The organism is Dongshaea marina (genome assembly GCF_003072645.1).
Classification (GTDB): domain Bacteria; phylum Pseudomonadota; class Gammaproteobacteria; order Enterobacterales; family Aeromonadaceae; genus Dongshaea; species Dongshaea marina.
The window spans coordinates 1,738,147-1,763,376 of the sequence record NZ_CP028897.1; the positions used below are offsets into that span (position 1 = coordinate 1,738,147).

The window sequence follows — 25,230 nt, forward strand, 5'->3', positions numbered from 1 at the left end:
GTTATTGGTTATGATAAAGAATCGGCAGTGTGGCACGCTGCTGCCACTCTATCTGCATCCCTCCCTGGTAGACACTTTGGGAGGCAACCAGGCTCAGGTAAGCGGCCTTTGCTAACGGGGCCGGGGGAGAGTCGGGTTTGGCAACCAACTCCTGCTGTTCGGGGATGAGCTGATAGTCGGCATCCAGCTGCTGCCAGTTTAGGTGGCTCAGCGGGCAATTTTCACTCTGAGGGGGGAGCTTGCCGGTGAAGTGGTAGTCTTGCTGCTTTAAATGAAGGGCTGCCCAGTTTTTCCTGGGGAAGGGGGAAGAATCAGTAATCTCTGGCGGGTCTTTCCCTTAAGGGTCACGGATAGGGTGTAGAGTCCTGCCGGGGCGGGGCATAGAGATCCTCGCTTTCAAGCTCTGCATAGTCGTTGTCAATATTTGTGCTACCGGACAGCCAGTTTTTCCCCTGATGATCTTGCAGCTTAAGGCCGAGAGCTGTGTCCCCCCTTCAATGGCAAACTTGAGACGATAGCTGGAGTGATTAAACCCCTGACTATGGATCAGGATAAGCTTGAGTGACAGCTGATGGGACGGAGTTACTGATGGAAGATCCCGCCCGCAGCGACTGGTTTGGCTCAGGATCTGGTAAGCCTTTGGCCACTCATGCTGCAGGGTTTGGGAGACCGGCTGTGCCAGTAACCAGGTCAGCTGCTGCCAGGCTTGAGTGGGTTGTTGCTTTAACAAAGACTCGTAAACCCCCTGCAGAGGGGATGGCGCGATCCACGAATTTTGTGCCACCGCTTTTGCCTGAGGCAGTAGAGAAAACACCAGTAACAGCATCCGGATATTCATTTTAGTCGGTACCCTATGCCCCGAACTGTCTCTATGGTCAGCCCGGGGAACTTTTGGCGCAGTTGTAAAATATGATTGTCTATGGTGCGAGTTGAAGGAAAGCTCTGATATCCCCAGACCTTATTGAGCAGTTCATCCCGACTGTAGATGCGCCGAGGGTTTTGCACCAGCATCCACAACAGTTTGAACTCTTTGGGAGTCAACTCAATCTCTTTACCCTCAATGCTGGCCTGTTGGCAGGATAGATCCAGAGTTAAGGGGCCGTAGTTTAGCGGGGCGCAGCCTAATGGGCGTAGCTGGGCATGGATCCTGGCCAGTAACTCCTCTTCGGCGAAGGGTTTGGTGACATAGTCACGGGCCCCTGCAGCCAGGCCATCAATCCGTTCCTCCAGCTCCCCGCGGGCGGTGAGGATAATCACGGGCAGAGCCTTGAGGCTCAGCCAGCTTGCCAGGTACTGAAGTGAATCGCCATCGGCAAGCTGGCGATCCAGGATCACCAGATCGGCCCGAAGCCAGTGGGACTCAACATCCTGAGCCAGCTGTAGCCAGTCTACCTCATAGCCGTGGCGTTGCAGAAATTGGCTCAGGCCTTCACCGAGCAGGGGATCATCTTCAATCAGCAGTAACTGACTCATAGGGACACTCCAGGGTAAAACGGCTTGGGGAGGATTGGATCTTCAGCCGTCCTCCGATGTTTTTAAGGATCCGAGAAACCAGATAAAGGCCGATCCCCATCCCTTTATTACGCGATGAGAGTTTGGCAAGTTTTCTCAAGCGGGTCTCTGAGAGCCGCCCCTGATCTTCGACACAGATCTTAAGTTGTTTGTTCAGGGTCACATGGATGCGGATCGGGGCGGCGCCATGCAGGCGGGCATTTTGCACCAGGTTGTCGAGGATCAGGCTCACCCAGAATAGCGCAAAGCGTATCTGCCTATCCTGCTCCAGTGAAAAATATATCTCTAAACGTTCACAGAGCTGGCTTAACCAGTCACTGAGCAGAACCGGGGGATCTTGGCTAAGTTGCCCGGGATTGAGGCTCAGGTAGTGCTGACTACAGTGAGCGAGCTGCTGTAGCCTTTGGTTATCGGCGAGCAATCTGGCAAATGCCTTTTGCAGAGGAGGACTGAGGGCGTCGAAGTGTTGGCGAAAGCTGTCGATAGTGAGTGCCAGGCTGGTAATGGGAGTGCGCAGCTCGTGGGTTAATAGCTGCAGCAGATGGCGTCTCTCCCTGGCGCTCTGGATCCGTTGGCGGATCATCAGTCCGGCCAGGATCAGAAGCAGCAGGGTGATGCCGACACCCAGGGAGAGGAACAGGTAAGGGGGGTAGGGGCCTGATTAATGCACACCGCCCCTGAGAAAGAGCACAATAATTACCTGTGGTTTGAGTGAGTCGAATATTGTACGAATCCGCCAGGGGCTTCCAGCGGGTGTGGGGGAAGCGATATATTCCCAGGCGGGTTTGTAGCCAGAGGTTTTTCTGGCTGAGTAGCCAGGGAGTGCCCTCTAGCAGCTGAGTTAACTCATCGTCACTGAGGGATTTAAGTGCTTCATGCAGGGGATGATATGGGTTTTTCAGGGTGACCCAGGGGCGAAGTTTCTTCAGCTCGGCCTGGGCTAGATCCGGGTGGGCCTTGATGTAGCGCCCTGCGTAGCTACCCCCGGCCGGATGGAGCCAGGGGCTTTTTCTAAACCAGCTCACTCTAAGGCGCTCATGGCTGCACTGTGCCAGCTCAAACTCAACGGCCTTGTCACCCACGGCCCTGTGGAGGGGAGGAGTGCAGTTATGACGAAGCTGGTTGAGGAGCAATAGCTGTGACCAGCTTTCGGTTTTCAGCTGAGGATATTGGTTTTGAGGCACAAGCAGGGCCCTTGGATAGCGTCCCAGTGCCTTGGCTGTTACCAGGGGACTGCTGCCCTGTGCCTCAAGCTGCCGGGTAAATTCCTGCCAGCGGGAGGCCAGGGGCTCTTTGGCAATTCCCGGGGCGGGAAGCAATAACAAGAGCAGTAAAAAGGGAAGTACAATCATAGTGAACCAGCTTTGGGAGAGCGGATTATTGTAGCTGGTATCTGGTTGCATATGTCATCTGAATGTCAGCGTTTGCTGTTTGGCATAGGATAACCCTTTTCGAAAAGAGCTGAAAAGCTTTCAAAAAATGTTTCTTCTATAGGAACTGGTTTATCTTTGACCAATTTCAGGTGATTTCCGGGAGGAAGCGGGTATCATCACACTCTGGATGCGCAGGATCAGATGGATAATTGGGGCGATCCTGTGGTTGGTCATTATCCCCGGATGGGAGATCTGTTAGGGTTCCCTGATGTTTAGCTTAGTGATTTAAATGAATCTCTCAAAAGTCCTTCTGATACTGCTCTGTGTCAGTTGCCCGCTGCAAGCCAAGACCATAACTTTTTGTTATGACGGATACCCGCAATCCACGTTATTGCCGGTTGAGCATGCCTCAACCCTGGCCCCTGAGAAGCTTTTACCCCTGTTGATCATGGCGGCCGGACAAAAAGCGGGCCTTAGGGTGAACTTTCAGCGCAACAGCCAGGCCCAATGTGAGCGTGGGATCCGCTCAGGACGATATGATGGGATGTTTGCGATGCGCTGGACTGCTCAAAGAGCTCGCTGGCTGGCTTATCCCAAAGATAGTCAGGGACATCTGGATACTGCACGCTACCTGTGGCGGATCCGTTATCTCATCTATGTACCGAATGATTCATCGGTGACCTGGAATGGTCACCGTTTCCATGGGATCCGCAAGGGGCTGGATGCTCCGGATAACTTCATGAGTGAACGCAGGCTCGGTGCGTTAGGGGTTCTCACCAACTACAAACGGGAAAGTTCAGATCAGGAGATCATGCGGGTCATCAAGGGACAACTCGATGGTTTCGTGCTGCAAAAATCCACAGGCGAGGAGATGATCCGTCGTCTGGGATTAGGTGATAGTTTAAGGCCCCTGGCTAAGCCTTTGATCCAGATGGATCTGTATGCCCCCTTATCCAAATCTTTTGTTGCCAGCCACCCCAAGAGTGCACAAAATTTTTGGAATGCCCTGGCGTATCTCAGAGATAACCAAGCCTGTTATTACCAGCTGGTGATGCGCTGACAAGAGATGACATTCAGCTGACAAACCGATAAATCAGATCTGCTCAAATGTGGAGACTCTATCTACTTTTGAGAGCAGGCATGAAAACCACAAAAATTCTCCTTCTCATCTGTTCATCTTTATTGGTGAGCTCAAATACTTTTGGCGCCGATCTGATCCATTTTTGGGACGAGCCTCAGCATGGCGGCAATAGCTTCAATCGATTACCACCTGATCAGGCCTATTTTGAGGCACTGAGACAGTACCATGCCAGTTGGGTTCGGCTGGCTTATGGGAAGTGGAAGTCCAAAGAGCGTGATTTCCTGATAGGGGATGCAGATGACTATCAGGGGCTGGTGAAGTCGGATTTGAACACCCTAAAATCTGTCATTGGGCGAGCTCACAAGGCCGGGCTCAAGGTTGTGGTCACTCCCCTGTCTCTTCCACTCGCTCGCTGGAGCCAAAATAATGGGGGAAAAACCGATAGCCGGTTATGGCAGAGTAAGGGCAACTGGCAAGTCGCTGCAAAGTTCTGGCGAGATCTCGCCGCCGAGTTAAAAAATACCCCCGGGATTGCGGCCTATAACATTATTAACGAGCCGACACCCGAAAAAGGTGCAGGCCTTGCCGAACATGCCACGGTGAAGCAGATGCAGGCCTGGTATGCCAAACACAAAGGGGGGGCCAGAGATCTGCCGCTTTTTTATGAAACCATCATCCGGGCGATCCGTAGCGTAGATCCACTGACACCAATCATGGTGGATGCAGGTTGGTATGCCGCAGCCGATGATTTTAGCTATTGGCCAAAACCACTTTCAGATAAACGGGTGCTCTATAGCTTTCATATGTATGAGCCCTATGCGGCGACCAGCGGCCCGAACCTTCGGCGCAAACACCCCTATGTTTACCCTGGCAAGGTGCCCTTTGGAGATGGAGCTGTTCAGCTTTGGGATGCAAAGCGGGTTGCTCAGTATCTGACCCTGCCGGTCAACTGGGCAAGAGAGCAGAAGATCCCGATGAACCGGCTGGTGGCGGGCGAGTTTGGCTGTGTTCGTAAGATGAATAGCTGCAAGCAGTATCTGACGGATGTATTAACCGTTTTGGATCAATACCGGCTGCACTGGGCTTTTTATAGCTTTCGCGAAGATAGCTGGGATGCGATGAACTATGAGCTTGGCCCCAGCAAAATGTTGGATGGAAATATTGGCAGGCCCAGGAAAAAGGAGAGCCCGATCCTGTGAAATACCACTCATCTCCTCTGTTTGAAGTGATCCAAAAACGACTGTGAGGGAGAGCTGATGTTCAAGTCAATGATTGGCTGTTTACTGATTAGCTTATTCTCCTTTACAAGCTATGCATCCCCTCAGGTTTATCTCTTTATGGGGGAGGCTCTGTCAAAGCACACCGGCGCCTGATTGAGAATGATCCTATTGCGGGCGTGCAGAAAATATACTCCTGGAGATTGCTTGAACCAGAAAAAGGGGTCTATAATTTCGAGCCGATCCGCCGTGATCTGAAGCTTTTGCAGTCAATTCATAAAAAGTTGTGGATCCAAATCCAGGATAAATCATTTATGCCTGAGATTATCAATGTTCCTGATTATCTCAGGGCGAAACGCTATGCAGGAGGTATTACGCCACAGACCGATTTTCCCGGGGAGGGCAAGCCCCTGTCCAGTGGTTGGGTTGCCAAGATGTGGATCCCCTGTGTGCGAGAAAGGTTTCAAAAACTGCTGCAACAACTTGGCAAAGCCTTTGATGGAGAAATCGCCGGGATCAACCTGACGGAGACCGCCATCAGTCTGGATGAGAAAAACCTGCCAACTCACTTTAGTTATGACCGGTATTTTGGCTCTGTTTTAGCCAATATGCTGGCTCTTCGTCAGGCTTTTCAGCGCAGCCAGGTGGTGCAGTACGTTAATTTTTTCCCCGGAGAGTGGAACAATGATCGCCAATATATGAGCCGCTTGTTTGCATTTGCACTCAAGTATCATATTGGGCTGGGTGGGCCGGATGTGGTTCCGTATCGCAAGGGGCAGATGAAAAATAGCTATCCGTTTTTTCACTGTAATAAAGGCCGGCTGCCCCTGATCGCAATGGCGATCCAGGAGCCGGATTATAGTTACACCACCCCTGAGACAGGTCAAAAATTTACCGCCACACAGTTGTATCGATTTGCGACCCGCTACCTGGGGGCAAAGGTGATTTTCTGGAATATTCAGCAGCCACAATACTCACAGCAGGTTAAGCCATTGCTGAATAAAGTGTTGGGTTGACAGAGTCATGGTTCGGAGCTGCCCTGGCTTGAGAGCAGCTCCATTATGGTCACGCCAAAAAAGCGTTGAATCACTCAATTTTACTTCTCCAGCTTATCGAGCTTCAGACTCTGAGCCCTTATTTGGTTCAGCGATTCTTTGTTTGGGTCCAGGAGCTAATCTACCAACAGTATTTGAAGCACATTTTCCATGCCTACATCTATTTCCCGAATGGAGCTATCTAGCCGTGTAATCTGAGTATTGATACTGGTGATATTTGTTCCTAACTCTCCAACGCTGGTATTAACTGTATCTAGTCGGGAGTTGGTTTCATTAAGTCTTACTTGCTCTGTGGTAATTGCATGATTCACATCTTCGATTCTTGTATTCAGCGTGGTCGTGATCTCTGTCTCGAAGCTCGCCAGTTTTGATCCTGTGTTGGCTATCGACTGGTTTGTTGCATTAAGCCTTGAGTTAATCAGTTCTGTTTTATCCAGAACAGTACTTACTTGTGTGGCACAAGCCTGGCGCTCTTCCAAACACTTTTTATCCATCTCCCCGATAAGCTCATGCTTGGCCATTGAAAACTCATGCAATGTCTTTTCAAAGCTATAGGAGAATCCAAGAACGATACTCAGCTCAACTCCAAGAATGGTCTCAGCGGCAAGGCCGCCGATGACCCGGTTTTCATTACCGGCGATGATGTCTGACTTTGCCCCAAGATGCACTGAGGTATCTGAGCCGGTAAAGTGACTATAGGCATTGACGCACTTGAGGTAGTAGTTACCCGCACCTGTATCTGCATAAGAGCCTGGTGTCGCTATTGGGTGGTCGGAACTCATGCTCTCTCCCTGTTGATTTCACTCCATCTCATATCATGCTAAAGATTGCTGGTTGACGGGGTCAATGCGCCAGGAATCGGGCTTGAGGCCGCTTCTTTTTTGCTGTTGATTGGCAACTGAAAGGCTTAGGGCAGTATAGAGACCCCGGCTTATTTTATTTGCCAGAAGTTGTCACAACCGGTGTCAGCTTTGTTAAGCATTAAAAGCGCAAAACATTTTAAAAAGTCTCTGAACCGATGAGGGGTGCGAACAGAGTTGACGCTCCTATAGCGAAGAGAGGGGTTCGCTCTTCGCCAGGAGAGATCCAACTAACTTGTATAGAATTTTTTGACCCTGAGTTTGAAGGCGCGGCTATCATCCAGATAGATCCCTTGCTCAATGGGCTCCTGATGATCCGGATGCTGACCATGGCTGCAGAGCAGCAGGCGGCTGGAGCGTGAAGAGCGTAACCCACTCATAAAGCGGATCAGATCGCTGCGTTCAAACTTCTCAATCTCTCCGGCGATTTTTGAGCGGATTTCAAAATTAAGATCTTTATTGCCTATGCTGATCCAAAGACGCTGACTGCGGCTGCGCAGGTTTGTATCCTTGTCTCTGAAATGTGCCAGCAGTCCCGATTTTGTCTCCTGCCACTGTTGCTCGTTGATCTCCAGCATTATCAGCGGGAAGTTGTCGATAAAGCGGTCGATCCTTTGCTGTAGCTGTTTGGGGCCGACCCTTGGAGACTGCACATAAAAAATCAATCCCGGATGTTGATTGAGAGGGAGTAGTCCGGTACCTACCACATAGCCCAATTGCTGACGGGTTCTCAATTCATTAAAAAATGAAGAGGAGATCAGCTGGTTGGCAAAGCAGACCCGGGCGATCTGAGCCGGAGTGATGCTACGGGACTGATAATAGACCAGGACCCCTGAGTCCGGGTGAGGGCAGTTGATCTCATAGATAAGAGTCGGGCAGTTGCTGATGTCTATTAGCTTACGTCGGGTTTCCCGGCTGGGAAGGGTGTTGGGAGTCAGCTCTTTTTCCAGCATGGCAGCTATTTTTAATGCCTCTTCAGGTTCAAAATCCCCATGGGCAAACATCTCGATATGCACCGCCTTGTAAAGGTTCTGAATAAATTCCGGAAGCTCTTCGAGGGCGATCCCATCGAGGTGATGCAGCAGTTGTTGCAGCGGGGGTTATTGGGTTGCAGCAGGGAGGTGAGCTGGTTGAATAGCTGGTTGATGGGGCGTCCCTTGATCTGATTATTCCAGCTCCGCTTGAGCTGTTGTTTGATCTGGGCAAACCGCTTGGGATCCGGGTACCCCAGGGTCCGGTTCCCCAGGATGGTTTCCAGTAGCAGGTGCTGTTTCTGACTAAATCCGCCAAGATGGATGGTAAAGCCTCCCTGGTGGGCATAGATATGGTAGCTGAGTCCGGCCTGCTCCGCCGGGTAGGTGAGCTGATTGAGATGATCGCACAGCAGAGCCACAGCCAGCCGGGTCATGGTGATATGGCGAACCGAGCGCACCGCATGCTCACTGTCGACGGCAACATAGATATTGCCCTTGGGAACCCTGAATTCATGTTCCTGAAAATGCCAGAGACGAAAACCGGGCTTATCGATGAGGCACATAGGCTGGTGCTGTTTGTCGCGAGGCTCCCGGGGCGTAAGGTTCTCGCAGATAAAAGGATTGGGAGGCGCCAGAGTGATCGGCGATGAACTGCTATGGGTTTGCAACTGCCTGAGCCAGTCTGGATCCAGCTTCTCCTTTGCGTAAGGAGTATTGTACCAGGGGCATACTGATCTGTGGTGCAGTTGGGAGCTGTCAGGTAGAGATTGAGATTTGGAGTATCCAGCTGTTGCAGTAGTTGTTCGATCTGTTTGGCATCGAAGGATGCCATCATATAGTCACCCTGGATCCAGTCATCCTCCTCATAGTGGAGCATGTTTAACGAGAGACCGGATGCAAAGTCGATGGGCTTATTTTTTTCCTGATAGCGAAACGCCGTCTGCAGTACCTGTTGTCTCTCCCGGTAGCGCCACTGCTGGAGGCCTTCGGCCCGGATCTGCCTGAGTGTCGCCAGGGTGAGCTCGACAATCTGCGGGTAGTGCGCCAGCCCTGACTCGGTCAGACCAAACTCGATATCGTAATTTTTGAAATTGTAGCCACTGATACCGCCCCCGGCAGAGAGGCGGGTGATCCAACCCCTTTGTCTGAGTATCTGCAGCAGGCTACCGGGACCTTCGTCACCCAGAAGGTGGCTGATGAAGCTCAGGGGTTTTTGTTGATAGAGCTGCCGGGTTTCTGGCAGGGCAAAGGTCATCTGGAGTTTTCTAAGCTCCTTAATCGGGCTGATATGGTAAATAAAATTGAGATCCTGCGGGCGATACAGTGGCTGATCCGCAAGGGCGTGCTGTTGCTCTGTATCTGGGATATCCGAGAAATGACGAAGGACGAGCGCTTCGAGGCTGGGAAGATCAAGTTGTGAGTAGAGGACCAGGGTCATGTTGCTGGCCCTATAGTGAGTTTTGACAAACTCAACAAGCTCGGGACGAACCGATGCATTATCTTTGTCGGCGAGGGTTTCAAGATTACCGACCGAGAACTTAGAAAAGGGATGAGCGGGATTCACGCTCTCTTTGAGCACCTGGTAAAAACGTCGGGTTTCATCCTGTAGCTTTAAGCGAAACTCTGACTCAATGGCCTGACGCTCTTTATTGATCAGCGCCTCATTGAGAGTCGGGCAGACAAAAAACCGGGAAAAGCGTTGCAGAGCCGGTTCAAAAAAATCATGCTCAATGTCGAAAAAGTAGTTGGTGATCTCTGTGCCGGTCCAGGCGTTGTGCTGTCCACCATGCTGAGAGATAAAGCCATGGTACTCATCGGGCTTGGGGAAGGCTTCGGTCCCCAAAAACAGCATATGTTCGACAAAGTGGGCCATCCCCGGGCGATCTTGCGGATCATGAAATTGACCGGCATTGACCGCGATAGCGGCCGCCGAACGCTCGCTATCCGGATCACTGACCAGCAGCACCCGCAATTGATTGGCGAGAGTGAGACTAAGATAGTGGCGCAGATCATTGGGGCTCGTCACTAGGGGCATGGTGGTGGTCCATAAAGCTCTGAATGGTTCTCTTTATTATCAACAGCCCCCTCGTCAGGTGCAAACCCGGATTGTGGCTCAGGCCCTGTTGAGCTCTCAGATTTGGTTAAAATCGCAAACATCAATTACTCCTGAGTCCAATGAACTAGGATGGGATATTTATTTGTGGGCCATAGCGCAGTAACATGGAGCAACAGATGACAGAGGTAAGAGGTTGTGATGCGAGTCTTTATTATGCGCCATGGACAGGCGGTTACCCACGCTTCACGGGATGCGCTTCGTCCGCTGACTGATGTCGGTAAACAGGAGTCGCGAGCCGTTGGTTATTGGTTGCGGGATAAAATATCTGAGCTTGATTATGTGATGCATAGCAGTTACCTGCGTGCGCAGCAGACCTGGCAGATCATCAGTGATATTCTCCCGACGCCCAAGCGAGTGGATCTCAGTGATGAAATAGTCCCCCATGGCGATCCGCAGCTCATCGCAGACTATCTGCTTGGATTTGCCGAGCATCATGGCTACCAGAACATACTGTTGGTGAGCCACCTTCCTTTCGTCGGCTATCTGGTTTCTGAGCTTGCCAGTCATCAGGGCGCTCCCATCTTTCCAACCTCAGGGGTTGCCTGTATCGAAATCGAGGATAATGGCGACAGGGGTGAGCTTCGCTGGCTTGAGGGACCCCACAGCATCTGAACTTGCGGGCTTCGAAGTGCTCAGGGGCTATTGTTGCAGATCTTCAAACCTGCGGACGTTCTGCAAAGAGTCACCTCGTTGACCCCGGGTGTGAAACCTTCTTGAACCCATCACATTGGAAGAGGCTTATGACTTAGCCTCTGCTCCAAAAAGTTTCGAAGGGGTTATGCCAGTTGCCGGGGTGATGAGGCGAGCTTGTGGCATTTTGGACGGTGATCCGGATGATATCTAAATACAAAGCAATCCATCAGCAACAGATTATAGATGCCATTTCACAAGATCCGGATTGGGCTTGCTTCACCCAGGGTGATGCACTCGAACACTATAAGGCGGCATTAGAGAGCGGGGTTACTTATGTCGCCCATAGTGACGGGGAGTTTTGTGGTTACCTGAGGGCTCTGCTAGATCCTCATTTTGCACTCTATATCAGTGAACTCTATGTCGTCACCAAATGGAGAAATAACAAGATTGGGCAAGCCCTTTTGCAGAAGGCCTCAGATGATCACAGCGAGTTAAGCGTTTATGTGTTATCCGATGAGGATGGCTATTATCTGAAAAAAGGATACGGCAAGGCTGGCTCTGTCTTTTTACTATCAGAGCCCGGGGTGCCTGACGATGTCCTCTAATGAAGCGATGGAAAAATCATTCACCATAGGGTTAATCATGACCTGGGCTCCGGCCTGGACGCGTTAGCGGTTGTGAGCCGAGCTCCCCGACCTTGATATCAGGTTCAGATCTCATTTTCTACCAGAGATAGCCTCCTTCAGGGGGCTGTAACTACCGGCTTCTATCCCGGGGCCCGATTTTCAATCACAAGGAACTTCTCATGATAAAAAAAATAATTATTGATACCGATCCCGGCATTGATGATGCCTTTGCGCTGCTATTTGCCAAGCGGCATCCTCAATTGCAATTGATGGGGATCACCACGGTTGCAGGGAATGCCAGTGTCGAGCAGACGACCCACAATGCGCTGTTCTTAAAAGAGCAATTTAAGATGGAGGTTCCTGTCTGTCAGGGGGCTGCGGTTGCGCTGCATGGTGAGCCTCATCAGTACCCGGCCCATATTCATGGGCACAATGGCTTAGGTGATATTGAGATCCCGCAGGCGGTTCCCGAGCTTCACTCTCTGTCTGCGGTTGATTTTTTGATCCAGAGCATAATGCAGCATCCGGGGGAAATCACCCTGGTGACATTGGGCCAGCTTACCAACCTGGCCCTGGCTCTGGAGCGTCAGCCTGAAATCGCGAGTCTGGTCAAAGAGGTTGTGGTGATGGGAGGAGCTCTCGGATACCAGGGGCATCAGGGAAACCTGACGCCGGTTGCGGAGGCAAATATTGGTTGCGATCCGGAGGCGGCAGAAAAAGTGTTTGCCGCCAACTGGCCCCTGACCCTGGTTGGGCTGGATGTGACCAATGAGATCTGGCTGGATACGCTGCAGCTCAACGAATTGGCCGACAAAGGGGGAGCAGAGGGGGAGCTACTCGCTACGATCAGCGGCTGTTATGCCGACTTTTATCATCAAAACACCGGGCGTGAAGGGGTGGCGGCCCATGATGTATCCGCAATCGCTTATCTGGTGGCGGCTGAGCACTTTGAGACCAAACAGGGAGTGTTAAGAGTGGTGACCCAGGGCTGGTCGCGTGGGCAAACCCAACTCATTGTCAAAAATCGCCGCCTGGCCAATGATCCCGATTGGTGTGATTTGCCGGAAAAAACTGCCTGTATTGGCGTTGACTCGAAGCGGCTTAACCAGATCCTGATGGAGACCCTGCTCTATCAATAAGCTAATGCCTGTGGTTTGAGCGGCAGCAACCGCTACTTCTGACAGGCTGAGGCTTCGAATCATCATTTCCTGAGGATTCCTTCTTGGCCTGCGATATATAAAGCCCTGCAGCTGATTCCATCGAACGGGAGTGGTGAATTCAGATGATAAGTACAAGGTTCATATTTGGGGTTGCTCAGGGCTCGGAAAGGATCTTTGCTATCTCCTTCCATGGGCGGGTGGCTCCTATTGGGAGGAGGTGTCGCTTAGATAAATGAGATATTCGTCACACAAAACCCTCTTATTAATTGAATCACAAGCATCTACTCCTAAGAAATCACCTTTTTAACAGCCTAAAAAAGACTCTCCCTCTCCTGCTGGTTAATCAAATGTTAATTTAGTTCTTTGTTTGTTTCCTCCTCCTGAGGGCGATTATGTCAGCAAGATATAAATGACAGCTTAGCTATTGGCCGACCGAGCCGGCAGGGGGATCTTCAATCGTCCCTTGCGCCTTTATTCTCAAGGCTTCCGTGAAGGGTGAGAGCTTACGTTTTACGGGTTATCACTCATCCGAAAGTGACCAATTATGACAGCTTGAGACTATTTATGATCCAATCTGTATGTAGCGGAAAAGTAACATTGAGTCGACTGAAACGAGCCTGAATATGTTTTCAGAGCTGACTCAGGATGAAAATTGACCATTTTTAAACGATTATGGGTCATCCTTTGAGGGATAGATTTGTTGTGAGGGGTGTCGGTATCATATTTTCGTCGAGTGAGAGATAGCCATCTGTTTATTGAATGTGGAATATGTTTAATACCCGATTTATCCAAATGGATGGCCGAAAGAAATTTATATGAATACATATCATTAAATTCCACTCTCTTTATAAGTACAGAGGAAAATCAGATTAAGTATCGTGATAAATAAGCGAGTGGTTTGCTTTTCTTGTCTACTTATTCCTACTGAGATGAAGAATACGATTAATTCACTGCACAGGTGATTCTAACTGTTTTTCTATCTCAGTTATTTTAAAAGGATCCATAACTGCATCTGAAAGGATCTATGGGGAATCTCGTGAGAATCGAGAGCGGTCGCGCCACTGTGAGCGGGTATTTAACTCGTGAGCCAGACCTCCATAAAAGACAACGCATTCTTCGCGGGATGAGAATGAAAATGCGGAGTTGAATATGTCAGTTGAAACACAGCAATGGGAACAAGCTGCCACCAAACAGCTGAAAGGAAAGCCTGTTGATAGCTTAAAGCGGACAACCCCTGAGGGAATAGAGGTTAAGCCTCTTTATACCGCTGAAGATCTGGAAAACCTTGAAACTCAAAACACCATGCCGGGCCTGGCTCCCTATGTTCGTGGCCCTTACCCAACCATGTATGCCGGACGCCCCTGGACCATACGTCAATATGCGGGCTTCTCTACCGCTAAAGAGTCCAACGCCTTCTATCGTAAGAACCTGGCTGCCGGGCAGAAAGGTTTGTCGGTTGCGTTCGATTTAGCAACTCACCGTGGCTATGACTCAGATAACCCCAGGGTTGCCGGCGATGTGGGTAAGGCCGGGGTTGCGATCGACAGCGTCGAAGATATGAAGATCCTGTTTGATCAGATCCCGCTGGATAAGATGTCTGTTTCCATGACCATGAATGGTGCCGTGATCCCCGTGATGGCGAACTATATCGTCGCCGCAGAGGAGCAGGGCGTTAGCCAGGAGCAGTTAACCGGGACAATTCAGAACGATATCCTGAAAGAGTTTTTAACCCGTAATACCTATATCTATCCGCCAGCACCCTCAATGCGGATCATCTCAGACATCATGGGGTATTGCTCCAAGAATATGCCGCGCTTTAATACCATCAGTATTAGTGGTTACCACATGATGGAGGCGGGGGCCAATGCGGTTCAGCAAACCGCTTTTACCATTGCCGATGGGATTGAGTACTGTAAGTCTGCGATCGCTGCCGGCCTGAGTGTCGATGACTTTGCACCACGTCTGTCTTTCTTCTTTGGGATCGGGATGAACTTCTTCATGAATATTGCCATGCTGCGTGCGGCAAGATTCCTGTGGAATGAAGAGATGATGAAGTTTGATCCGAAAAACCCTAAATCCTGCATGCTGCGGACCCACTGTCAGACCTCAGGCTGGAGCCTGACCGAGCAGCAACCCTATAACAACATCATCCGTACCACCCTCGAGTGTATGTCTGCGGTACTCGGTGGCACTCAGTCATTGCATACCAACGCCTTTGATGAGGCGATTGGTCTGCCCACCGAGTTCTCGGCGCGGATCGCCCGTAATACTCAGATCATTGTGCAGGAAGAGTCCCAGGTGTGTGATGTCATTGATCCCCTGGGTGGCTCCTACTATGTGGAGTCTCTGACCAACTCCATCATCACCGAAGCCCGCAAACTGATTCGTGAAATTGAAAAGCTTGGTGGCATGTCCAAGGCGATTGAGTCCGGGATGCCGAAGAAGCTGATTGAAGAGGCTGCGGCCCGCACCCAGGCACGGATCGAGCTGGGTGAAGATGTGATTGTCGGGGTCAATAAATACAAGCTGGATCAGGAAGCTGAGGTTCCGGTGCTGGAGATCTCCGATGAGGTTCGCCTGGAGCAGATTGAGAGCCTGAAGAAGCTTAAAGCGACCCGGGATAACAGCGCCGTTGAACAGGCGCTGGCCAAGGTAACCCGGGTGGCCCGTGATGGTGGAAACCTGCTGGAAGTTGCCGTGGAAGCGGTGCGCCTTCGTGCCACCGTGGGTGAGATCAGTGATGCGATGGAGACAGTGTTTGGCCGTTACAGCGCTAAATCTGAGCTTATCTCAGGTGTTTACTCATCAGAGTATGGTCAGGAAAACAGCGGCTTTGAGCAAACCAAGCTACGCACCGCAGCCTTTGCCGAGCAGGAGGGACGTCGCCCAAGGATCCTGATCGCCAAGATTGGCCAGGATGGGCACGACCGGGGCAGCAAGGTGGTTGCAACCGCACTGGCCGATCTCGGGTTTGATGTGGATCTGACACCAATGTTTGTGACCCCGCAGGAAGCGGCCAAGATGGCGATGGAGAATGATGTGCATGCGATCGGTGCTTCCTCTTTGGCTGCCGGACACAAATATATAGTGGCAACCCTGGATAGTGAGCTGAAAAAGCATGGCGCTTCGGATATCAAGATCTTCATCGGTGGGGTGATCCCACGCCAGGATTACGATGAGCTCTATCAGGAGGGAGCAAAAGCGGTGTTTGGCCCAGGCTCAAACATAGTGGATGTTGCCAATGAGATCCTGGATATGATCAGTGAGCCGCAATCTTCTGAGCAGCAGGCAACTGAGCAGAGTGAAACCGCAGGCTGCCCAGCCTAATCATCCTGAAAAACGTTTTTATCCTTTTTACTGCCAAGGGGGAGTTTCTCCCCCAGCCTTCAGACCAGGGCAGTTCAATTTACAAAGATTAATAGGGGTTATTATGTCTCTCGTAGAAACTAAATTCGAAAATCACGTCGGAACCATCACCTTAAATGACCAAAGACACCTCAATGCGCTGAGCGCTGAATTGGTCGATGATATTATTCATGCCCTCAATGAGTTTAATAACTCTGAAACTCGCGCCGTGATTATTCGTGCGCCGAAGGGGGTCAAGGTGTTCTCGGCCGGTCACGATGTGAAGGAGCTTCCAAAAGGCACGGTCGATCCCCTGACCTATAACGATCCACTGCGTCGCGTGGTGCGTGAGCTGGAGCTGTTCCCACACCCAACCATAGCCATGATGGAGGGAACCGTATGGGGAGGTGCCTGTGAGCTGGTGATGAGTTGTGACATCCTGATCTCCTCTGATACATCCACCTTTGCGATCACTCCGGCCAAGTTGGGCGTTCCCTATAATCTGTCGGGTGTCCTCAACTTCATGCAGAACATCAGCATCCCGGTGATGAAAGAGATGCTATTTACAGCCGAGCCGATCTCCGCTTCTCGCGCCGTCGAGATCGGGATGATCAACCACGCTGTGCCTGTCGAGCAGCTTGAGGGCTTTACCATTGAGATGGCGGCCAAGATCACCCGTAACGCACCATTATCTATCTCGGTGATGAAAGATGAGATGCGGGTTCTGGCCGGAGCCTTCCCGCTCAACCCGGTTGACTTCGAACGAATCCAGGGCAACCGTCGCAAAGTCTACAACAGTAAGGATTACCTCGAAGGGATCAATGCCTTCTTTGAAAAGCGCCGCCCCGAATTTAAGGGCGAGTAGTGGTCTGTTATCGGGTCATGCGCTGACTCGCGAACCACTTCTGTTCGATATTTTCAAAGACAGTACCGGGCGGCTCAACGGATGAGCTCCCCGGTGAAAACAAACAGGAAGGCATAGATGAATATTCAAACACATGCTCCGGTGCTCAGTGCTGAGGAGGCTGCCGCACTGATCCCCCACGATGCCATGATAGGCTTTAGTGGATTTACATCGGCAGGTGCCGCCAAGGCGGTGCCACGGGCGCTGGCTCAGAGAGCGAAAGCGCTGCACGCAGCACAAACGCCCTTTAAACTCAAGGTCCTTGCGGGGGCATCCACGGGTAAGAGTGTGGACTCGGCCCTGGCTGAGGCCAACGCGATCAGCTCCAGAGTGGGCTACCAATCCTCCCGCGAGCTTCGCAAACAGATTAATGCCGAAGAGGTGGATTTTATAGATATTCACCTGTCTCACCTGCCACAAATGGTGCAGAGCGGCTCACTGGGCAAGCTTGATTTTGCGGTGATTGAGGCGACCGAGTACTCTCCCGACGGCCGTGTCTATCTCAGTACCTCCATCGGTGCCTCACCGACCTACCTTGAGTGCGCCGATAAGGTGATTATCGAGATCAACCGTTATCACTCGCCACGCTTAAGTGAGATGACCGACATCCTGAGTGTGAAGCGTCCACCACACCGGGATCTGATCCCGATTTTTAATCCGCTCTCCAAAGCGGGTCGCCAGTATGCCAGTGTCGACCCACAAAAAGTGGTCGGGATTGTGTATACGGATGAACCGGATGAGGTTCCTCCCTTTGCCGCCCCGGATAAGACCAGTGAGCTCATCAGCAATCATGTGGTGGAGTTTTTGCTGTGGAAGATGAGTACAGGGCAGATCCCCAAGGAGTTTCTGCCGATTCAAAGTGGCGTGGGTAACATAGGCAATGCGGTGATGAATGGGCTGGGTCATCACAAGGATATCCCTCCCTTCACCATGTTTACCGAGGTGCTTCAGGATTCCATCGTGGATCTGATGGAGAGTGGTAAAGTTCAGGGAGCCAGTACCTGTGCGCTGACGATCCTTCCGGAAAACCTGGAGCGGATCTATAACAACATGGACTTTTTTGCGCCCCGGGTAGTGCTGCGGCCACAGGATATCTCCAATAACCCGACCCTGGCACGCCAGCTGGGAGTGATCGCTATCAACACGGCCCTTGAGGTGGATATCTATGGTAATGTGAACTCCACTCATGTGTGTGGCACAGATATGATGAACGGCATTGGTGGCAGCGGTGATTTTGAGCGCAATGGCTACCTGTCGATCTTTGTCTGTCCCTCCATCGCCAAGGGCGGCAAGATCTCGACAATCGTGCCTATGTGCACCCATATCGATAGCAGTGAGCACTCGGTGGATGCCATCATCACCGAGCAGGGGATCGCCTACATTCGTAATCTGTCACCTAAAAAACGCGCCGAGGTGATTATCGAAAACTGTGTCCACCCCATGTACAAGGATTTCATGAGAGATTATCTCGCATCCTGTAAAAAGGGGCATATCCGCCACAACCTGAGCCGCTGCTTCGAACTTCACCAGAATCTCCTGGAGCAGGGAGCTATGCTGCCCGGATTACGGGAAACCGCATGAGGGCCCTGAGCCGGATTGATATGGGAGATCATTAAGATGAGATTTGATACGGCCGAGGATTACATCCGTGGGATCCTGTCCGGCAACCGCAGGGCCCTGGCCAAGGCGATCACTCTGACCGAGAGCTCCCATGCCAGGCATGAGTCACTGGCACAACAGGTGATGCTCGGAGTGATGAAGGAGACCGGACGGGCGATCAGGGTCGGGATCACCGGGGTACCCGGCGTGGGTAAGAGCACTTTCATCGAGTCTCTTGGACTCTACCTGGCCGGGTTGGGCCATAGGGTCGCCGTGCTGGCTGTCGATCCCAGTAGCCCGATCAGCGGTGGGAGTATCCTGGGAGATAAGACCCGGATGGAGAAACTCTCGACTCATGACAATGTGTATATCCGCCCCTCTCCCTCTTCGAATCACCTGGGGGGAGTGACCCGCAAGACCCGCGAGGCGATGCTACTTTGTGAGGCTGCAGGTTTTGACGTGATCCTGGTGGAAACCGTGGGGGTCGGTCAGTCTGAGGTGGCGGTGGCCTCTATGGTGGACTTTTTCCTGGTGCTGATGCTGGCCAATGCCGGCGATGAGCTACAGGGGATCAAAAAAGGGGTCCTGGAGCTGGCGGATAGCCTGGTGATCAATAAAGCCGATAAAAACAGTATGGATCGGGCCCTGGTGGCGAAGAAGCAGTATGAAAATGCCTTTCATCTGTTGCGGCCGGCTTCGCCGAACTGGTCACCCAAAGTCCTGACCTGTAGCGCCCTTGAGAGCCGGGGAGTCCCTGAGGTATGGGAGACGATTTTGAGTCATCACCAGTCCCTGAGCCAAAGTGGCGAGCTTTCGCAAAACCGCCAGCGCCAATCACTGGACTGGATGTGGTCCATCATTGATGAGGGGCTCAAGAGCCACTTCATGGGCTTGCCCGAAGTTCAGCAGGCGATCCCGCAACTGGTTGCCTCTTTAGAAGATCAGAGCCTGAGTCCCGTCATGGCGGCTAACCGGGTTCTTGACCTTATCAAATAGTGAAGCAACAGCCGGGTGAGGTAGCCTCAGTTACCGCCCGGCTGCGTTTTCCTGCCCTGTTCGACACTTAGGAGAGTGTATGAGTCTTAGTTCACTGGTTAAGCTGGCCCCCGAGGTTTATGATCCCTCTGTCTCAGAGCTGCTGGATGCATCCATGGAGTTAAAAACCATAGGTGCCATTCGCTCTTTTATTCAGCTCAAGGGGCAAGGTGCGGATCCTTCGATGATGCGCTTTTTGCACCAGCTGGTCTCTATGCTCGAAGAGCAGCATTGGAGTGAGGTTGCCAAGCCTGAGAAAAAACGTTTGCTGGCCGAGATCCAGCAGTTATTAGCCTGATTTGAGAACCCTGATGCCCCAGATAAAAGAGAAATTGTGTCCTCTGTGCCATAAACCCAATGGCTGCATGGTGAACAGCGAGCAGCCCTGTTGGTGCACCGAGCGAAAAATACCTGCAGCCCTGATCAAACGTGTTCCTGAAAAGCTGCAGGGCAAAGCCTGTATCTGCCAGAGCTGTGTCACCGCATATCATGCAGAGACTCTGATCGTTTCGGCCGAGCTAAAACAGACCCTCTGAGCCTCTCTCCTTGGTTACAACTCCTGTCACAGCGGCACAATCGGGCTCAGTGCTTATGGGGGCAGCTGGCTACGGCTCGCTCCAGTGCCTTGAATGCAAAATACTCCCGGGTGGTGTGAAAGACCACTGGGCTGAGTAGCACCAGTGCTATCAGGTTAGGGATCGCCATCATCGCATTGAGGGTATCCGCAAGTAGCCAGATAAAACTCAGTGAGCCGGTGGCCCCAACCGGAATTGCACAGATCCACAGCAGGCGAAAGGGAAGAATGGCCTTGTCTCCCAGCAGGTACTGCACGCATTTTTCTCCATAAAAGCTCCACCCCAGGATGGTGGTAAAGGCAAATATTGCCAGTGCGATCGCCACCACATAGCCACCGACTCCGGGGAGGGTGGAGCTAAATGCATGAGCGGTTAACACAGAGCCTGTTTCACCCGAGTTCCAGGCTCCCGAGACCACTATGGCCAGCCCGGTAATGCTACAGATCACCAGGGTATCCAGGAAGGTTCCCAGCATGGCTATGAGCCCCTGCTTAACGGGTTCGTTGGTCTGGGCGACTGCATGAGCGATAGGTGCGCTGCCAAGGCCTGCTTCATTGGAGAACACTCCCCGGGCAACTCCAAATTGGATGGCAGCAGCAACACCGGCACCTGCGAAACCACCACTGGCTGCAACCGGATTGAAGGCACTGTGTAAGATGAGCCAAAAAGCCTCTGGAATCGCACTGTAATTTGCGATGAGAACAATCAGCCCTCCAGCCAGGTACAGTAAGGCCATCAGGGGAACCAATCGACTGGCGACCTGGGCTATTCTTTTGACACCACCAATGATCACAGAGCCGACCAGCAGCATGGTGATCAGGCCACTCACCCATAAGGGGATCCCAAAGCTTGACTCCAGGGCATGAGAAACCGAGTTAGCCTGAACTGTGTTGCCGATGCCAAAACCTGCGATTGAACCAAACAGGGCAAACAGAGCTCCCAGCCAGGCCCATCTTTTCCCAAGGCCATTTTTGATGTAGTACATGGGGCCACCTACATGGTCTCCCTTGTCATCCCGCTCACGAAATTTGACAGCGCAGACCGCTTCAGAATACTTGGTTGCCATCCCAACCAGGGCTGTACACCACATCCAAAACAGGGCTCCGGGTCCGCCAAGGAAGATAGCGGTGGCGACGCCCGCAATATTTCCTGTGCCAATGGTGGCAGAGAGTGAGGTCATCAGGGCGCTGAACGGGCTTATCTCTCCCTCTTTTTTACTCTCCTCATCGCTTCTTCTTCCTTTCCATAAGAGTCGGAAACTGGTGACGAGTTTTCTAACCTGTAACCCCCTGAGTCCCAGGGTCAGAAACAGTCCAACTCCCAGGATCATCACGAGCATCGGGATGCCCCATACAAAGCTATTGATTTGCTTGATTAGTTCGGTAAGCCAATTCATGCAGATCCTCCGCAGTGATCACTCTAAAAGAGTGGATGCCGATAATGAGGGTAGCTGGCTAAGAGGGGTAACCAATATAAGAATTATCCCGGATTTTGCCTGTGCCAGCTGGGGTTAGCCCCACATGTAACAAGTTTGTTAAATTATCAACTATTGCTGGCTGTCGCAAATCAATTACAAATGAGTCTCATTTTAACCCGTTAAAACCCCCAGGCACGCAAGCCTTGCTGTTGCTGCCGGGGTCTGATTACCCAGGCCCGTGATTATCGATTTGCAGGGCTATTTTTGAAATGGGTCGGGTGGCGACGAAAATTGACAGGAGAGCACCGACAACCCTCAAGATTGAGCCCCTCCGGTTATTGCATCGAGCCCTTGGATCAGTAATGATCTCCATTCAAATGGTGCAAAGTGCCCCTTAAGGGGTCATAAGCGTATTGATGGGTATTATGAATAAGGCAGGGTTAGGGTGAGGAGCAAAGTTTTATTGTACACGGCTGTTATGCTGGGATGTAGCTACTCCCTGAACTCAAATGCTGAAGAGGTGATGCTCTCCAACGGGGATATGCTGACAGTCACCATTAAGTCGATCAAAAAGAATGTGTTGCATGCTCACAGCCCGGTTCTGGGGGATCTCAATATCCCGGTCAGTGGCATCAAGAGTATCGCTCTTGACGAGTCCTACTGGGTGAAGGTCAAAGGAGGAAGTGAGTTTAACTTCATCAGCTTCAAGGGGGGAGTGAAACGCTATTATCCCAGTGCAGATCACAGCCACTTCATCGATATCAAGGACTTTACCAGCCTGGCCGAGCTGGAAAAAAATAAACCCAAACAAGTTGCAAAGCCCAAAGTCGTCGCTCCCAAGCCAGTACTGGCGCCGGTGCCGGTCAGTAAGATTAGTCCTCCCGTTAAAAACAGTGTGATTACCGCAGAGGATCTCAAAGAGGTTCCTAAAAACGAGTGGTTGTTCTCCAATCAGCTCTCCGGTTATCTGGATTTTGATGATCTGGGGAGTCACGAGGATAAAAAAACCACCATTAGTGGCAGCGGTAGCCACCAGGCGCGTAATACCAAGAATCGCCATACCCTTAACTGGAGCTTTGAAAATGAGATGGAGGATGGCGAGCACGATGAAAAATATGCCTTAGGGTATGACTATAACCACTTCATCGATGGCAAGAAGAAGTATGTGCTGGGCAAAGCCAACTTTACCTTTGATGATGGCGAGTCTCCCTATAAGATCACGACGGCCAATACGGGTATGGGTTACCAGCTATTTGACAACAATGATCTGTCGTTGAACGTCGAGGCGGGCCCGGGATACACGATTCAGGAATATCGCAAGCAGGATGATGTTCACTCCCTCTCAGCCTTTATCGGTTTACACTATAATCAGCAGATCACCAAGGCCCTGTCGATATTCAATACTACCGATGTGAATTACATCCTCAAGAATGATTCGTTTATCGTCACCGGCAAGGTTGGACTCAAGCACATGCTCACCGAGACCCTGTGGCTGGAAGTGGTCAGTAAATACAATTGGAATTCGGATCCGGATTCTGGTTTTAGTAACTATAACGGTAATCTTAAGTTTGGTGTTGGCTTTGCCTGGTAGATTGGTTTCATGATTAAAAATATTGTAATTGCCTTGTTGGCTGTGGCCTGTGTAGCCCTTGGTGTGATGAACTATCAGCAGAAACAGGTGCTCAAGCCCTATCGGGAGCATCCGGTTAAGGTCCTCGATTGCCAGAACTCTGAGGATCCTTTGGTGAGCCTGTGGTGCCGGGCCGGGCAGAGCTTTGATGCATCCGACTATGCCAAACAGGGGAAGGAGAGTCGCAGTCAGTATATCGATGGCTGGCTCCATGGGATCACCCTGCAGCTCGATGATAAAGTTGCTGCGGATGATTCAAAGAATACTCAGACTTCGCCGGTCTGGCGGGCGGCAGAGCGCCGCTCCCAGGAGCAGCTTGGAAGCATCTATGGTAAAGAGGTCAATACCATCTACAGTAACCGCCGCCTGGAGCCCTTTATCGGTGGGATTGGCCGGTCCTATGCGAACTCACCCTTTACCAATCGGGATATATTGAGCAAAAATCAGTACACCATAGGTTATCTGACCGGGCGCTTGTATGGTCTCCAGGAGCCCCATAGCCTGGAGGAGCTGATTAATGACCAGAGTATTGCCAGCTATAGCGAAAAGATGGCCCAGGCGCTCATCGAAGATGATCATCAGTCACCCATGTTTAATCAGGGGCTGATCGATGGGGTGCATGCCTCATTGCTGGAGCTGTCCCGAAAGCTGAAAGAAGGGATAGAGTAGGGGGGAGGTTGCCCTGCGGGCTGCTTGTTTGTACCTGCGGCAAGGATGTCCGGCTGCGGACTGCGGGTTAAGGAGAGAACGCTTCCCTCCTTAACAATCCTCCAGCGCCCCGGATCTCGCTTTACCCTCAGTGAACCTGATGATCGAAGCACCGATTAGACGTCACATCCATGTGACGGCTAATCTCTCATGGCATCCATGCCATTCAACTTCAATCCTGACGGTCCACTTCGGCGCTCACTCACGGGGAGGGAATACAACTTCTACCTCGTGTCACCTTGCTCTGGGAGCAACTTCACCCCTTTGCAGAGCTACGCGGCTCGGCGTCCTGCCTCAAGAGCTTATAACTCCAAATAAGCTGGATAACTTTGTAATGAAATCAGACTTTGGGTATTTGCCCTGCGGGGATTCTTTGTGGCTTCGGCTCGGGTGTCGGAAGTCCCCGACGGCAGATTATACCAATCCCAATAATTAGGTGATCAGGATGTGACTTGTACTGATTTGGATAATCTGTGAGTGATTTAGCCCGTTGTCAGCATGGATGCTGGCATCGAGCATACATGAATGTACTTGCTGCGTGGCTCAAATGACTCATGGATTATCATCAATCTGATCACTTTTTTTTCATTAATGGTATTACTTTGGTATCGCCAAAATAATCAAAAAATTCATTGCTTCGGGAGCTATTTCAGCTGTCTAAAAAGTATTAATGCCTATGTCATATGGTGAAGAGCCCGGCAAGGGCTCATACAGTGTGTTTTCAGCTATTCGATACCTATGCTTTCCAAGGTTTCACATGAATATCAAAAAAGGCGATTTCACCATAATCAATGGCTAGGTCGTTTAGTTTATTTAGGGCATACGGGTTCCCCGTTGCCGATGTACTCCAACCTATGCGAATGCTCTGTTGAAAGGTTTGTGTCAGGTATGCCGAGTAGTTAACTAATTGACTCTGTATAGTTTTTTTATCAATTTTGTTAGTGAAGGGCTCATTGTGCGTTACTTCGATATGACCCAATAAAGAACCATCACAACTCTGCTCACGAATATCGGCCTCCCATCTAAAATCAAAGTTATTCGTATTTGAGTTGATCCCAATTGCAAAGTCATGCTCTGGTCTTTCATTCACGGTTTCGGGCTTAACTGTATAATTTCGTGAAGGATACTTAATATTTATAGATGTATTATTGGTTGGTTGGCAGATCGCAATGGCTTCAGTCGTATCATTATGGAAATAGGTACCAAAATCAAAGAAAACATAATTATTACTTGCCATTACTCCAGAACTGGTAACTAATAACAATCCACCGATGACTATATTTTTCATCTATTACCTCTTTCTTTCCTGAAAAAAGTTTGTTTATATCTATTGGTATAACCAGGTTATAAAATCACTACTGAATCATAGCAATGGGGTAAATGCCATAAATCGGTCAAATGCCTTAATTT

22 protein-coding genes, 1 pseudogene and 1 riboswitch are annotated in these 25,230 nt (G+C 51.0%); of the genes and pseudogenes, 14 read left to right on the forward strand and 9 right to left on the reverse strand.

Annotated elements, in window-relative coordinates; all coding sequences use genetic code 11:
* Position 1: 1 nt before the first annotated feature.
* Genes DB847_RS08455 through DB847_RS08475 form a run of 5 tightly spaced genes read right to left on the reverse strand, consistent with a single transcriptional unit; the run spans position 2 to position 2,915 of the window.
* Positions 2 to 319, reverse strand: coding sequence for a DUF2861 family protein (locus DB847_RS08455; protein WP_108650283.1), 318 nt, complete (start codon positions 317 to 319; stop codon positions 2 to 4).
* Positions 320 to 337: 18 nt separating this feature from the next.
* Positions 338 to 838, reverse strand: a complete 501-nt coding sequence (locus DB847_RS08460) for a DUF2861 family protein (protein WP_108650284.1) — start codon at positions 836 to 838, stop codon at positions 338 to 340.
* On the reverse strand, positions 835 to 1,473 hold the full coding sequence (locus DB847_RS08465; protein WP_108650285.1) for a response regulator transcription factor: 639 nt from the start codon (positions 1,471 to 1,473) through the stop codon (positions 835 to 837). The genes DB847_RS08460 and DB847_RS08465 overlap by 4 nt, the downstream gene beginning before the upstream one ends.
* Positions 1,451 to 2,029: a sensor histidine kinase gene (locus tag DB847_RS08470; protein ID WP_407644458.1), complete on the reverse strand. Its 579-nt coding sequence runs from the start codon at positions 2,027 to 2,029 to the stop codon at positions 1,451 to 1,453. Before DB847_RS08470 ends, DB847_RS08465 begins: the two co-directional genes overlap by 23 nt.
* A complete protein-coding gene (locus DB847_RS08475) occupies positions 1,920 to 2,915 on the reverse strand; it encodes a DUF3404 domain-containing protein (protein WP_108650287.1) in 996 nt (331 codons plus the stop codon). The genes DB847_RS08470 and DB847_RS08475 overlap by 110 nt, the downstream gene beginning before the upstream one ends.
* A 259-nt stretch (positions 2,916 to 3,174) precedes the next feature.
* On the opposite strand from DB847_RS08475, the gene DB847_RS08480 reads away from it, so the two are divergent.
* From DB847_RS08480 to DB847_RS08490, 3 genes are all read left to right on the forward strand, one after another.
* Entirely contained in the window at positions 3,175 to 3,945 is a 771-nt protein-coding gene (locus DB847_RS08480) for a type 2 periplasmic-binding domain-containing protein (RefSeq protein WP_108650288.1), read from the forward strand.
* Positions 3,946 to 4,025: 80 nt separating this feature from the next.
* Positions 4,026 to 5,165: a glycoside hydrolase family 5 protein gene (locus DB847_RS08485; protein WP_199911776.1), complete on the forward strand. Its 1,140-nt coding sequence runs from the start codon at positions 4,026 to 4,028 to the stop codon at positions 5,163 to 5,165.
* Positions 5,166 to 5,497: 332 nt separating this feature from the next.
* Entirely contained in the window at positions 5,498 to 6,199 is a 702-nt protein-coding gene (locus tag DB847_RS08490) for a hypothetical protein (RefSeq protein WP_199911777.1), read from the forward strand.
* A gap of 155 nt (positions 6,200 to 6,354) precedes the next feature.
* Here DB847_RS08490 and DB847_RS08495 read toward each other — a convergent pair whose 3' ends face one another.
* Both DB847_RS08495 and DB847_RS26335 read right to left on the reverse strand, forming a co-directional pair.
* Entirely contained in the window at positions 6,355 to 7,020 is a 666-nt protein-coding gene (locus DB847_RS08495) for a hypothetical protein (protein ID WP_108650289.1), read from the reverse strand.
* 308 nt (positions 7,021 to 7,328) lie between these two features.
* Positions 7,329 to 10,107, reverse strand: a pseudogene (locus DB847_RS26335) (insulinase family protein).
* Between the two features lie 219 nt (positions 10,108 to 10,326).
* Between DB847_RS26335 and sixA the strand changes: the two are divergent.
* From sixA to DB847_RS08550, 9 genes are all read left to right on the forward strand, one after another.
* The gene (gene sixA / locus DB847_RS08510; RefSeq protein ID WP_108650291.1) at positions 10,327 to 10,800 is read left to right on the forward strand and encodes a phosphohistidine phosphatase SixA; all 474 of its coding nucleotides are present in this window, start codon (positions 10,327 to 10,329) and stop codon (positions 10,798 to 10,800) included.
* 221 nt (positions 10,801 to 11,021) lie between these two features.
* On the forward strand, positions 11,022 to 11,426 hold the full coding sequence (locus DB847_RS08515; protein WP_159084477.1) for a GNAT family N-acetyltransferase: 405 nt from the start codon (positions 11,022 to 11,024) through the stop codon (positions 11,424 to 11,426).
* A 200-nt stretch (positions 11,427 to 11,626) separates the two neighbouring features.
* Positions 11,627 to 12,586: a nucleoside hydrolase gene (locus DB847_RS08520; protein WP_108650293.1), complete on the forward strand. Its 960-nt coding sequence runs from the start codon at positions 11,627 to 11,629 to the stop codon at positions 12,584 to 12,586.
* Between the two features lie 998 nt (positions 12,587 to 13,584).
* Positions 13,585 to 13,722: riboswitch (cobalamin riboswitch) on the forward strand.
* Positions 13,723 to 13,756: 34 nt separating this feature from the next.
* Positions 13,757 to 15,934 carry a methylmalonyl-CoA mutase gene (gene scpA, locus DB847_RS08525; protein ID WP_108650294.1) on the forward strand — a complete coding sequence of 726 codons (2,178 nt, stop codon included), beginning with the start codon at positions 13,757 to 13,759 and terminating at the stop codon, positions 15,932 to 15,934.
* 103 nt (positions 15,935 to 16,037) lie between these two features.
* Positions 16,038 to 16,817 (forward strand): methylmalonyl-CoA decarboxylase, encoded by a 780-nt coding sequence (gene scpB / locus DB847_RS08530; protein WP_108650295.1) that lies wholly within the window; start codon positions 16,038 to 16,040, stop codon positions 16,815 to 16,817.
* A gap of 117 nt (positions 16,818 to 16,934) precedes the next feature.
* The gene (locus DB847_RS08535) at positions 16,935 to 18,437 is read left to right on the forward strand and encodes a succinate CoA transferase (RefSeq protein ID WP_108650296.1); all 1,503 of its coding nucleotides are present in this window, start codon (positions 16,935 to 16,937) and stop codon (positions 18,435 to 18,437) included.
* Positions 18,438 to 18,473: 36 nt separating this feature from the next.
* Positions 18,474 to 19,451 (forward strand): methylmalonyl Co-A mutase-associated GTPase MeaB, encoded by a 978-nt coding sequence (gene meaB, locus DB847_RS08540; RefSeq protein ID WP_108650297.1) that lies wholly within the window; start codon positions 18,474 to 18,476, stop codon positions 19,449 to 19,451.
* Between the two features lie 79 nt (positions 19,452 to 19,530).
* On the forward strand, positions 19,531 to 19,788 hold the full coding sequence (locus DB847_RS08545; RefSeq protein ID WP_108650298.1) for a TfoX/Sxy family DNA transformation protein: 258 nt from the start codon (positions 19,531 to 19,533) through the stop codon (positions 19,786 to 19,788).
* 13 nt (positions 19,789 to 19,801) lie between these two features.
* On the forward strand, positions 19,802 to 20,026 hold the full coding sequence (locus tag DB847_RS08550; protein WP_108650299.1) for a cysteine-rich CWC family protein: 225 nt from the start codon (positions 19,802 to 19,804) through the stop codon (positions 20,024 to 20,026).
* Positions 20,027 to 20,072: 46 nt separating this feature from the next.
* Here DB847_RS08550 and DB847_RS08555 read toward each other — a convergent pair whose 3' ends face one another.
* Entirely contained in the window at positions 20,073 to 21,461 is a 1,389-nt protein-coding gene (locus DB847_RS08555) for an alanine/glycine:cation symporter family protein (protein WP_108650300.1), read from the reverse strand.
* Positions 21,462 to 21,945: 484 nt separating this feature from the next.
* On the opposite strand from DB847_RS08555, the gene DB847_RS08560 reads away from it, so the two are divergent.
* Together DB847_RS08560 and DB847_RS08565 are read left to right on the forward strand one after the other, a co-directional pair.
* Positions 21,946 to 23,073 carry a DUF481 domain-containing protein gene (locus tag DB847_RS08560; RefSeq protein ID WP_159084478.1) on the forward strand — a complete coding sequence of 376 codons (1,128 nt, stop codon included), beginning with the start codon at positions 21,946 to 21,948 and terminating at the stop codon, positions 23,071 to 23,073.
* Positions 23,074 to 23,082: 9 nt separating this feature from the next.
* Positions 23,083 to 23,781: a hypothetical protein gene (locus tag DB847_RS08565; RefSeq protein ID WP_108650302.1), complete on the forward strand. Its 699-nt coding sequence runs from the start codon at positions 23,083 to 23,085 to the stop codon at positions 23,779 to 23,781.
* Between the two features lie 775 nt (positions 23,782 to 24,556).
* Here the strand turns inward: DB847_RS08565 and DB847_RS08570 are convergent.
* The gene (locus DB847_RS08570) at positions 24,557 to 25,108 is read right to left on the reverse strand and encodes a hypothetical protein (RefSeq protein WP_108650303.1); all 552 of its coding nucleotides are present in this window, start codon (positions 25,106 to 25,108) and stop codon (positions 24,557 to 24,559) included.
* Positions 25,109 to 25,230 lie beyond the last annotated feature (122 nt).

What these genes read in the sequence shown, in the direction of transcription:
- DB847_RS08460 (WP_108650284.1), bottom strand. Translation starts at nt 838, where the DNA reads ATGAATATCCGGATGCTGTTACTGGTGTTTTCTCTACTGCCTCAGGCA.
- DB847_RS08465 (WP_108650285.1), bottom strand. Translation starts at nt 1,473, where the DNA reads ATGAGTCAGTTACTGCTGATTGAAGATGATCCCCTGCTCGGTGAAGGC.
- DB847_RS08475 (WP_108650287.1), bottom strand. Translation starts at nt 2,915, where the DNA reads ATGCAACCAGATACCAGCTACAATAATCCGCTCTCCCAAAGCTGGTTC.
- DB847_RS08480 (WP_108650288.1), top strand. Translation starts at nt 3,175, where the DNA reads ATGAATCTCTCAAAAGTCCTTCTGATACTGCTCTGTGTCAGTTGCCCG.
- DB847_RS08485 (WP_199911776.1), top strand. Translation starts at nt 4,026, where the DNA reads ATGAAAACCACAAAAATTCTCCTTCTCATCTGTTCATCTTTATTGGTG.
- DB847_RS08490 (WP_199911777.1), top strand. Translation starts at nt 5,498, where the DNA reads ATGCCTGAGATTATCAATGTTCCTGATTATCTCAGGGCGAAACGCTAT.
- DB847_RS08495 (WP_108650289.1), bottom strand. Translation starts at nt 7,020, where the DNA reads ATGAGTTCCGACCACCCAATAGCGACACCAGGCTCTTATGCAGATACA.
- sixA (WP_108650291.1), top strand. Translation starts at nt 10,327, where the DNA reads ATGCGAGTCTTTATTATGCGCCATGGACAGGCGGTTACCCACGCTTCA.
- DB847_RS08515 (WP_159084477.1), top strand. Translation starts at nt 11,022, where the DNA reads ATGATATCTAAATACAAAGCAATCCATCAGCAACAGATTATAGATGCC.
- DB847_RS08520 (WP_108650293.1), top strand. Translation starts at nt 11,627, where the DNA reads ATGATAAAAAAAATAATTATTGATACCGATCCCGGCATTGATGATGCC.
- scpA (WP_108650294.1), top strand. Translation starts at nt 13,757, where the DNA reads ATGTCAGTTGAAACACAGCAATGGGAACAAGCTGCCACCAAACAGCTG.
- scpB (WP_108650295.1), top strand. Translation starts at nt 16,038, where the DNA reads ATGTCTCTCGTAGAAACTAAATTCGAAAATCACGTCGGAACCATCACC.
- DB847_RS08535 (WP_108650296.1), top strand. Translation starts at nt 16,935, where the DNA reads ATGAATATTCAAACACATGCTCCGGTGCTCAGTGCTGAGGAGGCTGCC.
- meaB (WP_108650297.1), top strand. Translation starts at nt 18,474, where the DNA reads ATGAGATTTGATACGGCCGAGGATTACATCCGTGGGATCCTGTCCGGC.
- DB847_RS08545 (WP_108650298.1), top strand. Translation starts at nt 19,531, where the DNA reads ATGAGTCTTAGTTCACTGGTTAAGCTGGCCCCCGAGGTTTATGATCCC.
- DB847_RS08550 (WP_108650299.1), top strand. Translation starts at nt 19,802, where the DNA reads ATGCCCCAGATAAAAGAGAAATTGTGTCCTCTGTGCCATAAACCCAAT.
- DB847_RS08555 (WP_108650300.1), bottom strand. Translation starts at nt 21,461, where the DNA reads ATGAATTGGCTTACCGAACTAATCAAGCAAATCAATAGCTTTGTATGG.
- DB847_RS08565 (WP_108650302.1), top strand. Translation starts at nt 23,083, where the DNA reads ATGATTAAAAATATTGTAATTGCCTTGTTGGCTGTGGCCTGTGTAGCC.
- DB847_RS08570 (WP_108650303.1), bottom strand. Translation starts at nt 25,108, where the DNA reads ATGAAAAATATAGTCATCGGTGGATTGTTATTAGTTACCAGTTCTGGA.